The sequence below is a fragment of the Novosphingobium aeonii genome (assembly GCF_052279045.1).
In the GTDB taxonomy this organism is placed as follows: domain Bacteria; phylum Pseudomonadota; class Alphaproteobacteria; order Sphingomonadales; family Sphingomonadaceae; genus Novosphingobium.
In genome coordinates this window covers 1,907,172-1,918,262 of the sequence record NZ_CP176833.1, presented here as the reverse complement: position 1 = coordinate 1,918,262, position 11,091 = coordinate 1,907,172, and the positions used below count along the sequence as shown (strand labels likewise).

The window sequence follows — 11,091 nt, the reverse complement described above, 5'->3', positions numbered from 1 at the left end:
GCGTTCAGCGGGCGGCAGATCTTGTGCATTTTATCATGCACTGCGCGGAAAGGTTCTCGGATTCTACTGATGTCCCCGGAGCGGGGCAGCATGTCATCTGGAATAAAGAAAATAATTGAACAAAATGGGAGGATGATTTGAAGACCACTGCATATATGCTGCTTTGTTCGGCCGCCGCCGGTTCCGTATCGGTGCCGGCGTTCGCGCAGCAGGCCGAAACGGTCGTCGACAACGCGAACATCATCATCGTCCAGGCACGCCGCCGCGACGAAGACGTGCAGGACGTTCCGGCGGTGGTGGACACCGTCACTTCCGAGGATGTCGCCAAGCTGAACATCCGCGATTTCAAGGAAGTCCAGACGCTGGTTCCCGGCCTCCAGCTGGCGACCGAGACGAACGGCGTGGGCGGCAGCGCCAAGCTGCGCGGCGTCAACTTCGACATCAACGCCAGCGGCTTCAATTCCACGGTCGAATTCTACATGAACGACGCGCCGATCACGGCGGGCGTGGTGCTGCAGCAGATGTTCGATATCGGCCAGATCGAAGTCCTGCGCGGTCCGCAGGGCACGCTGCGCGGCCGCGCCTCGCCTTCCGGCTCGATCACCGTCACCACGCGCAAGCCTGACCTGTTCGCCTTCGGCGGCGCCGTGGACATGACCGCCAACACGATCGGCACGCTCAACTTCAAGGGCGCGTTCAACGTCCCGGTGATCGAGGGCATCGCCGCCATTCGCGTCGCGGGTGTCTGGGACGAAAACGAGGGCGATCGCGTTCGTCCCGTCGCGGGCGGCCGCGATCCGTTCGAACGGACCCGGGCCGGGCGCGTCAGCGGCATCATCCAGCCGACCGACTGGCTGAAGTTCGAAGGCGTCTACCAGCACATGGAGCGCAACGCCGTGGCCTGGGATCAGGTCGCGTCCTTCAGCGAGGCCAATCCCGACGCCGATCCCAGCCCGGTCTTCATCTCGACCAAGGACCGCCTGTCCAACCAGACGATCCCGCGCACCAACCATCAGGTCTACAACGTCTACAACTGGCGCGGAGAGGCGAGCCAGTGGGGCCAGGTGCTGATCTACCAGGGGCAGCATTACACGCAGCACGTCCTGTCCCGCACCACCCAGGACCCGGCGAACCTGTTCCCCGGCGGCGATGTTCGCCAGTTGACGGATTCCCGCACCAAGTCGACCTCGCACGAAGTTCGCCTGCAGAACGAGACGCGCCTGTTCGGCATGCTTGACTATGTGGTGGGCTTCTTCGACGCGAAGAACGATCCGCCGACCGATCTTCTGCGGCCTACTCCCGTCCGGCTTCCGCTGATCTTCGGCGGCGGGCTGGCCACCGTGGCGCAGACCCCTATCTCGCGCACGGGCACCTCGCACGAGCAGTCGCTCTTCGGCAACCTGACGGTCCATCTCGGCGAAGCGACCGAAGTTTCGGGCGGCGTCCGCCATATCGACTATACGTCGAACAACCAGCTTATCGTGGGCGGCCAGACGATCGCCGACGAGGGGCAGTCCGCCAAGAAGTGGATCTATTCGGCATCGGTGAAGCACAACTTCACGCGCGACCTGATGCTCTATGCCAGCACCGGCAGTTCGTGGCGCCCGGGCCTCAATGTCGTGGGGGACTTCAACATCACGCCTTCGGCGCTGGAGAAGAGCTTCCTCAACCTTCCGGCGGAAACCTCCAAGTCCTATGAAATCGGCTTGAAGAGCACCTTCCTCGATGGGCGGATGCGCTTCAACGTCTCCGGCTATCACCAGAAGTTCAAGAACTTCCCCTACCGCGTGCCCGGCAGCGGGGTCTACTATCTCAACCGCGTCGCCGATCGCGATTCTTCGGGTCAGGTCATCGGCACGCATCAGGAAGTGGCGCAGTTCAACTTCGTTGGCGCGGTCCCGGTCGAGGTCAACGGTGTCGAGGGCGATCTTTCCTTCGATATCTCGGATCGGTGGAACCTCGGCCTTGTGGCCAGCTACTCGCTCGGCAAGGTCAAGGACGGCACGATCGCCTGCAACGACCTCAACGGCGACGGGGTTCCCGATGTCGTGACGTCGGCGCCGACGGTGGGCGAATTGCAGGCCGCCGTCGGGGCTGACAACCTTGCGGCCTGCCAGGTCACGCAGCGTTCGGCGTTCCAGTCGCCGTTCTCCGCCACGCTCCAGAGCGAGTACCGCGTGCCGGTATCCGACCGGGTGGATGGCTATCTGCGCGGGCTGGTCTCCTACAATGGCAAGTCGCAGACCGATCCGACCAATATCTACGACGATGTGAGCGCCTATGCGCTGGTCAACCTCTATGCCGGTATCCGCGATCCGAACGGCGCCTGGGAGGTTTCGTTCTACGCCAAGAACCTGTTCGAGACGGAAAAGGCCCTGAGCCGGACCACGCCGCTCAGCACCAGCTACCGGCAGCTCGGCTTCGGCGGAATGGGGCCGAACGGACCGATCTTCACCGGGCCGACGGCGGAAACCTATACCAGCACCTACACGGGCGTGACGATGACCCCGCCGCGGGAATTCGGCATCAACGTGCGCTACGCATTCGGTTCAAGATAAGGCGCGGAAAGGAACGCGTCCCTCCGACTGGGGTGGATGGGCAACCATCCGCCCCGCTTTTTTATCTATCCTTACCGGGATCGGGCGGTTCGGTCCGGCACACGTCGGCCAGCATCCGGGCGAAAAGCCGCACATGTTCGACCGTGTACCCGGAGAGATTGCCCCTGATGAGGCGGTGCAGTTCCGAGCGGACTTCCACGCAGGCGCGGTCTCCTTCGGGTGTCAGGCTGAGTTCGCTGCGGCGGCGATCGTCCTTGCCCGGCACGGCTTCGATGAGCCCGGCTGCGGTGAGGCGGTTCAGTTCGGCCGTCACCAGGCTGCGGCCGACCCTCAGCAACGAGGCGAGGTCGAGCGGATAAGTGATGCCGCGTGAAATGGCGCTGAGGATATAGCATCCGCGGGGGCCAAGGTCGTACCGTGCCGTGACGCTCTGGGTGGCTGCTCCGATAGGGCGTCCTGCAAAGACGAGCCCCTCGATGACCGGGGCGATATCCACCCATTCGATCCCGCTGGGCAGATCGCCTTCTGCGGCATCATCCGCTTCCTGCTTCGAGAATGCCCGCCTGAGCAGTTCTTCCCGTGTCGTACTCGTCACAAACCGAAACCCTTGCTGGCCGACCAGGCGAGCAAGGTAGCAAGAGCGGCGGCAATGACAAAGGCCGTGGGGGACGCGGGCTGCATCGGCGTGGTTTCCCGGTCAAGAGACCGGTCCCGGCCGGTCACCATCGGCCCTACGAGATTGCGCCGGCGGAAGACGAGGTAGAACACGATCGCGATCAGGTGCAGCGCGATGAGGGCAAGCAGCACGTTGAAGCTCATGGCGTGGATTCCCGCCGCCATGCGGCCTTGGTCGAAGCTGACGAGGAAGGACAGCGGGCCGGATTCAAGCCCGTCCACATCGGTGGCGAAGAGCCCGCTGCCCACTTGCGTGCCCAGCAGGAGCAGCAGCGCGATGACGCTGTAGCCGCCGAGCGGGTTGTGGCCCGGTTCCTTCGCGTGCCGGCCGCGCAGGTATTCCGCGATGCGCAGCGGGGAACGGAGCAATCCTGCGAAACGTGCGGTGCTGGCGCCCACGAAACCCCAGATCAGGCGAAAGCCGAGCAGCCCCAGCAATGTGATCCCGGACAGAAAATGCCACTGCATCTCGCGGTTTTCCGCGCTCCACCAGGAGAACGCGAAAAGCGCGGCGAGCAGCCAGTGGAACAGGCGGGTGGGCAGGTCCCAGACCCGGACGCCGGGGCGGGCGCTCACTTCGCGGCCTTCGGTGCGAAGGAGTTGCAGACGGCGCCTGCGTTGACAGGGCCGCCCGACAGCATCTGGCAGGTTCCGCACCCCGGCGCGGCGGCCGTGAAGAAGGCGCAGCTTCCGCAGCGCCGGGCAGGGTCGGCCGATGCATCGAGATAGCCCAGCGCGCGGCGCCGGCTCTTCTGGCTGAAGGGCAGGGCGGCGGGATCGTAGCAGGAACCGGCCGGCGGCTGGGCCAGCGCTCCTCCCGATGCGACCAAACCTGCGGCGGCGAGCGAAGCGAAAGTCAGCGCTCGTCCGAGGAACTGTCTGCGCGAGGGGGTCATTGGCCGGGCTCCCGTGCGGCGGCGCTGCTCTGGATGACTTCGAGCGGATAGCCTTCCGGGTCTTGGAGCAGTAGCACCCGGTAGCCCTGCGCAGCCGCGCGCACAGGCTGGTGCGCGGTGCCGGAGGCGTCGAGCCGGCGGACCAGCGCATCCATGTCGCTCACCCGCAGCACGATGCGATCGAAGGCGTTCCCATGTGCAAGCCGTGCGGGCGCTTCCGGCGCGGTGTCATGCACGATGATGAGCCCGGCTTCGCCCGGGTCCGCCGAGAACCGCAGCATGTATTCGCGCCGGGTGCCGTGATCGAGCGTCATGCCGACCTTGAGCCCGAATGCGTTCTCGTAGAACGCCAGTTCGCGTTCGATCGCCACTGCGTTGAGGACCGTGCCCACCAGCCGCGCGGGGGGAAGGGCGGCAGGCTCGCCCGCCTGTGCGGCCTGAGCGGCGAGCAGGACCGAGGCCGCCAGCATGATCGACGCGCCCTTCATGCGACGATCTCGCCGATCGACTTGCCGGTCTCCATGCTCTTCGCCCCCCACTTGTCCACGGGCACCCCCATGACCTGCTGGAGCGTGAGGCCGACGCGGCTGACCGGAGAGCCGAGCCCGTCGACGTAGATCCCCGTCCTGATACGACCGCCGCCGCTGCCCGCGGTCATCATCGGGATATTGTCGATGGTGTGGAACTTGGCGAACTCGGTTTCGGAATGGGCGAAGACCAATGTGTTGTCGAGCAGGGTGCGCGGCCCCTCCTGCACCTTGTCGAGCGCGGCAACGAAATAGGTCCAGGCCTCGAAGATCCGGCTCAGGAAGTAAGTGGCCTCGGGCTGGTAGCCCAGCCGGTTGTCGAGCGCTTCTTCATGGGTGAGCTGGTGATGCGTGATCGTGCTGCCGATTCGGGTCAGCGAGGAGGCGCCGTTGTTGAACATCATGTTGAATACGCGGGTCTGGTCGCAGGCGAGCGCCATGACCAGCAGGTCCGTCATCAGCGCGTGGTTGGTGACGACGTTCTCGATCTCGGCATTGACCGGGCGATCCTCGACCGGCTTGGGGACAAGGCACGCCTGTAGCGGTTCAGGCTTCTTCAGCTCCACTTCAAGCTGGTTCTCCAACTGCCGGACGGACGTGAAATATTGGTCCAGCTTCTGCCTGTCGGCGGCGCCCACTGCGCTTTCGAGCGACTGGCGCTGTTCGCTGACGGCCGAAAGCACGCTGCGGCGGGCCATGACTTCCGGATCGGGCGTGAAAGTCGCGCCGTTGGGGTCCTTGAAGCCGGTGCCGAAAAGACGGCGATAGAGCCCGGCTGCCGAGCCTTCCGAAGGGTTCAGGTTGCCGCCGCCGCGCCCGCTGAGCGAATTGCGCGGGTCGCCAGATGCGGAGGTTTCCAGGCTGCGGAAGCGGGTTCGCGTGCCGATCCTGTCGCCGATGGTCACGTCGAAACTTTCGCCCGGCAGGCCACCTTCCGCGGTGAGCGCGCGCCCGGTGCGGATCGCCGGGCCTCCGGAGGTGTGGGGAAGGTTCGGTGCGCCATCGAGCATGACGTTGAAATTTCCCAGGATATTGATCTTGTGCGCGTAGGGCTTGATGATCTCCAGCTCCGGCTTCAGGTCGTATCCCGGACCGGCGTTGTCGGGGAACCAGCGGGTGGGATTGACGCCGAGCCCCCAGAACCAGGTGCCGAAACGGACCGGAAGCGGCGCGCCGGTGGCGGCAAGCGCCTCGCCGTTGCCGTTCAGGAAGATATCGAGCAGGGGAACGCCCACGGTGATCGCCGCGCCGTTCATGATGCCCTTGAGCGCGGTGCGCCGAGACAGGTCGAATGCCATGGGTTGGTCCTCTCGCTAGCGTCTTGTCGCCACGTGAGTGGCCTCGGATTTCAGTGGATCGCCCGGAATTTCATAGGCCTGCGGCATCGTCGCGACCCGTTCGATCAGCTTGCGCAGGCGGTAGCCGTCCGCCGCGAAGCGGCTTTCCAGCGTTTCGACGAGCGCGCCATCCTCGCTGGGGCGGCCGGTTGCATATTCGAGCGCCCGCGAGGTGACGCACATCGTCGCGTCCTGGCTGGCCGCGATGGCCTTGCCCAGGCCGTCGGCACCGGAAAAGCTGGCCTCGTCGAACGAGCCGCCGACATCGATCGCCGCGTCATTCTCGCGGGTGCGGAAGGCGCCGATGCCGTCGAACCTCTCCAGCGGCAGGCCGATCGGATCGGTGATCTTGTGGCAACCTGCGCATACGGGGTCGGTGGTGTGGGCATCAAGGCGGATGCGGGCAGTGGGCATGGCCTTGTTGGTCACGTCCTGCACGGCGGTGAAGTTCACGTTGCCCGGCGGGTTCGGCACCGGCTGGCAGAGCAGCAACTCGCGTATCGCCCGGCCGCGCAAGGTCGGAGAACTGCGGCCGGAGTGCGAGTACATGGCGAGGAATCCGGCCAGTCCGAGCAGGCCCGAACGGTCCGAACCGGCCGAGAATTCATAGGGAACCCAGCCTTGCGACTTGCTCACCGGCACCTGGTAGAGCGCGCCCAGCGGTCGGTTCATCCATGTCTTTCGGGTGGTGAACAGTTCCCGGTAATCGCCGTCGCCATCGAGAAGCTGGGTGGTGATCGTGCGCAGCATCTGTTCGGGAAGCGCCTGAAGGACGTCCTGGTTGAAATAGGGGTAGATCACCGGGTCCTTGGCGAGTTCGTCGAACTTCTCGAACAGCAGCATGTCGGAAAAGAAGGCCCGAAGCCCCTGTTCGAAGCGGGGCGAGGCGACCATCGCCGTCACCACCTTTTCAAGCTGGGCCTGATCGGTCAGCCGCCCGCCCGCCGCATCGTCGAGCAAAGCGGCGTTGGGGCTGGAGTTCCACAACATGAAACTGAGGCGCGCGGCGCGCGAGGCGTTGTCGAGCCGCATTCCGCCAGCATGGTCCGGGTCGGGCTCCGCCGTCTCCACCACATAGAGGAACCACGGCGAGACCAGCATCGATCCGAGCGCAAGTTCAAGGCCCTTGGTGAAGGAGCGCGTAGGCGCAGCGCCTTCTCCGGCGATCTTCACGTAGAGCGCCTCTTCCTGCACGGTCAGCGGGCGCCGGAACAGCAGGCGCCCGATCGGCGCGAGAATGCGGCGCGCGCATTCGGGATCGGCCGCGGCCGGATCGGCGGGCGTGCAGGACATGAACTGGGCGCGGTGTGCCTCTTCGAAGACCTGCCGGGCGATATCGCGCGCCATGCCGTCCATCTGTTCTAGCCCGGCAGGCGTGATCGCCGCGCTGCGCGCGCCGCTGGCAATCAACTGGTGCGCAGGCCTGACGATCGGTTCGAACCGGCCGGCAACGCGGATGTCGCTGCCGAAGATGTCCGCGATCGTATTGCGGTACTGGGCCTCGGTCAGCCTGCGCATGCCAACGACCTGAGGGCCCTGCAACAGGGTCTGGGCGGCATTCGCTTCGGCCATGGCAGGCACGGATGTCGATGCCGTGCCTGCCAGCGAGACCACACCGGCAAGGGTGGCCGCGGCGATCGCCAGCGGCGCTATGCGAAAGAGGGTCACAGGGCATGGCTCCCGGCAGCAGGGGATGGCACGTCGTTCACGAAGGCGGGTACGGCGCGCAGGTCCATGGCGCTGGAGACGCCGGAGCACTTGCCCGTCTTCGGATCGCGAATGCCGTCGGCATATTTGCGGAGGGTCTTGAGCGTTCCCGCGCAATCGATGCCGGCGGCGAGCGCTGCGCCGGCACCCCCGATCGCAGGGCTCTGGATCACGTCGAACACCGGCCGGTATCCGCCGACCAGCCCGCGCAGCGACCCGTCGGGCTGGAAGACCAGGCGAAGCTTGGCATGGCGGAAATCGTAAACGGTGCGGGCGCCGCGAATATCGCGGGCGCCGCCCTGGCCCCAGGTCTGGGCCAGCCTGATGTCGCGCGGTTCGGTGGTCAGCACCCCGTTCTCTATGCGGCCGCGCAGGACGTTGCGGTGCCGGGGCGCCTTGTCGGAAACGGTGAAGCTGTAGCCGGGCAGGAAATTGCCGCGATTGTCGAGCTGGGGACGGTCCGACGTGTTGGCGTAGATCACTTCCACGTCCTCGTCATGCTCCAGACTGTCGACACCGCGCAGGAGGATCACCTGCGTCCATTCGCCGGAGGCATGGAACTGACGCATTCCGGTAAGCTGATCGCCGCCGATGCCGTCCTTCCCGCGCCATTCGAGGGTGCAGCCCATGACGCGGTATTCCTGGTTGTCGATGCCGGTTCGCCCGTCGGGAGCAGTGAACTCCTCGTGCGCGCAGCTTTCTCCGGGCGCGTCATTGTCCAGATCCACGCCGCCGGCATGGATGCTTTGCACGGTGCGTAGCAGCGGGCGGTCGAACTGGTCCGGTTGCGAACAGATGTTGGTGCCGCCGGGGCCGAACACCGTTGCCTGCCAGCGCCTGGTCAACTCCGGCTCGTTTTCCTTGCGTTCCAGCCGGGCATGTTCCTCGGGCGGGAGCGATTCCAGATAGGCTTCCCGGATCTTGGGGCTCACCCCGCTCGGGCAGGCGTCACTGCCCTGGATCACCGGCGGAACGAAGTCCTGCACCACGAAGCCCATTACGCCGCCCGGTGGGGGAGCTGGCAGGTTTGCCGGCACAGCCTCCGCCAGGGCCGGGCCTTGCAACATGCTGGCTGCGGCGATGCCGATCGCGGCGATGGAGGCCAGCGCTGCGGTACAGAGGAGCGGTGCGCGCCTTGACGTCGCATGTTTCATCGGTTCTCTCCGCTGCTGGTCTGCGGCCTCAGAATCCGGCCCCCGCGCGGGATGGCATGCGGATCGGATTCCTCGCTCACGAAAACCTGCTGACCCTTGAACGTCCATTCCGCGCGGTCGCCGGAAAGGCTGACCTTCCAGTCGCCCAAGCCGCCGCTGGCCATTGGCGCAGGAAGCGGGCGCCATGCGCAGGGCGCGGCGCAGTGCCCGGTGAACAGGACGTGGCCGTCCCGGTCCGTAAGGGCATAGGCGCCGCCGAAGTAGGCGGTGGCGACAAGGCCCGGCGCGGCGATGCGCGGTGGGGCCGGCACGAACTTGAGCGTGTTCCACGTCATGTCGTCCGGCGGCGGCGCGCTGCCGCCTGCCGCGCGCCGGGTGAAGACGAGATGCCACCCCTTGTAGACCCATTGCGGACCTGCGGCGCCCTCGATCACTGTCCAGTCGGGCGCCTTGCGGGGATCGGTGATCTGATCCTCGGCGGGGGGCATTTCTGCCGCTTTTTCGAAACCCATCGGATAGCGGATGTTCGGCTTGGTTCCCCGCGGCGCGAGCAGGGGTGCCCATTCGCGCGTGCAGTCCTGCGCGCAGAAGCGGGCGGGATCGGGTGCCCAGCGCAGGACGGTGCGCATGTCCATTCCATAAAGCGTATGGCCGCGGGCATCTGCATAGACACTGCCGTCCGCTGACTTCTTCACCCGCACCCCCTTGGGCAAGGGCGTACCGTCCGCGGGAGCAATCGGAAGGTCGGCGGGCTGGGCATGAACTGTCGGCGCCGCGCCGAATGCAAGCAGCGCGATCGCGAGCCCGCAGGCGATGCGAGGCGCCATCTCAGCTCTCCGGCGCGCGGAAGCTGTCATGGCAGCCCTTGCACGTAGCTCCAAGTTTCTGTGCGCCCGTGCGTATTGCCGCGACGTCCTTCCCGGCGACCGCGCGCTGGAAATCGTCGGCAGCCTTGGCGAAAGCGTCCTGCGCGGTCCTGAATTTGGCGGGCTGAGCCCAGATCTCGCCCTTGGCGCGGGTTTTGGCGCCCGATTGCGGCCCGCTCCCGGCCGGAAACCATTCGTACTGGCCGCGAGAGGCATTGCGGATTTCCCGAGCGGATTGGGCGATCAGCACGGTCTGCACTTCGCCGCCTCGCAGGCCGTCGTTCACTGCCTTGAACGCCGCGCCGAGTTCCCGGTAACCTGCGATGCGCGAGCGGACCGTGTCGGCCGGTGCAGCCAGCAGCGGCGTGGCAACCGCCGCTGTCGCCAAAGCCACCGCGCCAATGCGCCATAGGGCGTTCATCGGAGTTTCTCCCAACTGTTTTCTGTTATGGAGAGAATATTGATTCAAAATTTGAACTAGTCAATCGCGACTTTGCGTAGTTTTTGCCCATGGTTCGAAAATGGCGGAAATGCGCCGTTCGGAGGAGGCTTAAACGGTGCAGGTCTACGGGCAGCGGGCGATCGGCCTTACCAGCGGGCGTGCCCGTCGATCAGCACGTCGATGATGAACTGTGCCTGCGCGCGGGCATCCGCCGCGGTGACCGGGCCGGTGGCGGCGCGGGTGTTCACCCAGCCGATTACCATCGCCATTATGGCCTGCGCGATGCGTTCCGGGGCCTTGGCCTCGATCCCCGAAGGCGGACCGTAGACGCGGATCTCCGCGACCAGATAAGCCACCATTTCGGTATATCCGAAGAAATCTGTGATCGATCCTTCGGATCTGCCGAAGGCATTCAGCGCCAGCCGCCTGAAGGCGCGCACTTCGGGTTTGGTGGTCCAGAGCAGCATCGTCGAGGTGTGCTGGATGAGACGCTGGCGCAGATCGTTGCCGAGACGTGCATTGTCGCGCGAGGTCACTTCGGACCAGGACGCCACCCGCGCGACGAGCACGGCGTTCAGAAGCGCCAGCTTGTCGGGGTAACGCTTGTAAAGCGTGGTCTTGGGGATCTGCGTGGCATGGGCCACCGCTTCCATCGAGGTGCCGTCAAAGCCCTCCTTGAGGAAGAGCGCGGTTGCGGTCTGGATGATCGCATCGGTGATCGCGGCGGACTGTTGGCGCGAGGGCCTGCCTCGGCCCGTAGGGCGGGCCTTTGAATCTTTAGCGCTCGCAGCGGCAGTGGAAGACATTTTTTCCGGGCCTGGGTTCTTTTATGATCGATACCACCTAAACCGGCATGCCGCGAGCGACATTCCGGTAATCTTCGGTTGAGGAGCATTGCCGGACGATCCTCCTTCGTTCAAGTCATGGGG

At 65.4% G+C, this 11,091-nt stretch carries 11 protein-coding genes; 1 reads left to right on the top strand and 10 read right to left on the bottom strand.

What is annotated here, in order from left to right; all coding sequences use genetic code 11:
• The first annotated feature begins 137 nt into the window (after window positions 1–137).
• Window positions 138–2,558, top strand: coding sequence for a TonB-dependent receptor (locus ACLIMP_RS23840; RefSeq protein WP_324699249.1), 2,421 nt, complete (start codon window positions 138–140; stop codon window positions 2,556–2,558).
• Window positions 2,559–2,619: 61 nt separating this feature from the next.
• Here the strand turns inward: ACLIMP_RS23840 and ACLIMP_RS23835 are convergent, their stop codons facing one another.
• The 10 genes from ACLIMP_RS23835 to ACLIMP_RS23790 form a co-directional block, all read right to left on the bottom strand.
• The gene (locus tag ACLIMP_RS23835) at window positions 2,620–3,153 is read right to left on the bottom strand and encodes a MarR family winged helix-turn-helix transcriptional regulator (RefSeq protein ID WP_185999318.1); all 534 of its coding nucleotides are present in this window, start codon (window positions 3,151–3,153) and stop codon (window positions 2,620–2,622) included.
• Window positions 3,150–3,809 carry a cytochrome b/b6 domain-containing protein gene (locus tag ACLIMP_RS23830; protein WP_324699250.1) on the bottom strand — a complete coding sequence of 220 codons (660 nt, stop codon included), beginning with the start codon at window positions 3,807–3,809 and terminating at the stop codon, window positions 3,150–3,152. Before ACLIMP_RS23830 ends, ACLIMP_RS23835 begins: the two co-directional genes overlap by 4 nt.
• Window positions 3,806–4,129, bottom strand: a complete 324-nt coding sequence (locus ACLIMP_RS23825) for a high-potential iron-sulfur protein (protein ID WP_324699251.1) — start codon at window positions 4,127–4,129, stop codon at window positions 3,806–3,808. Before ACLIMP_RS23825 ends, ACLIMP_RS23830 begins: the two co-directional genes overlap by 4 nt.
• Window positions 4,126–4,617: a VOC family protein gene (locus ACLIMP_RS23820; protein WP_324699252.1), complete on the bottom strand. Its 492-nt coding sequence runs from the start codon at window positions 4,615–4,617 to the stop codon at window positions 4,126–4,128. The genes ACLIMP_RS23825 and ACLIMP_RS23820 overlap by 4 nt, the downstream gene beginning before the upstream one ends.
• Window positions 4,614–5,954, bottom strand: coding sequence for a DUF1552 domain-containing protein (locus ACLIMP_RS23815; protein ID WP_443478490.1), 1,341 nt, complete (start codon window positions 5,952–5,954; stop codon window positions 4,614–4,616). Before ACLIMP_RS23815 ends, ACLIMP_RS23820 begins: the two co-directional genes overlap by 4 nt.
• Before the next feature lie 15 nt (window positions 5,955–5,969).
• The gene (locus ACLIMP_RS23810; protein ID WP_324699254.1) at window positions 5,970–7,661 is read right to left on the bottom strand and encodes a DUF1588 domain-containing protein; all 1,692 of its coding nucleotides are present in this window, start codon (window positions 7,659–7,661) and stop codon (window positions 5,970–5,972) included.
• Complete coding sequence (locus tag ACLIMP_RS23805; RefSeq protein WP_324699256.1) at window positions 7,658–8,854, bottom strand: hypothetical protein; 1,197 nt, start codon at window positions 8,852–8,854, stop codon at window positions 7,658–7,660. Before ACLIMP_RS23805 ends, ACLIMP_RS23810 begins: the two co-directional genes overlap by 4 nt.
• Window positions 8,851–9,681 carry a COG4315 family predicted lipoprotein gene (locus ACLIMP_RS23800; RefSeq protein ID WP_443478489.1) on the bottom strand — a complete coding sequence of 277 codons (831 nt, stop codon included), beginning with the start codon at window positions 9,679–9,681 and terminating at the stop codon, window positions 8,851–8,853. Before ACLIMP_RS23800 ends, ACLIMP_RS23805 begins: the two co-directional genes overlap by 4 nt.
• 1 nt (window position 9,682) lies before the next feature.
• Complete coding sequence (locus ACLIMP_RS23795) at window positions 9,683–10,141, bottom strand: c-type cytochrome (RefSeq protein ID WP_324699258.1); 459 nt, start codon at window positions 10,139–10,141, stop codon at window positions 9,683–9,685.
• A 167-nt stretch (window positions 10,142–10,308) separates the two neighbouring features.
• Window positions 10,309–10,968: a TetR/AcrR family transcriptional regulator gene (locus tag ACLIMP_RS23790; RefSeq protein WP_054437360.1), complete on the bottom strand. Its 660-nt coding sequence runs from the start codon at window positions 10,966–10,968 to the stop codon at window positions 10,309–10,311.
• Window positions 10,969–11,091: the final 123 nt, after the last annotated feature.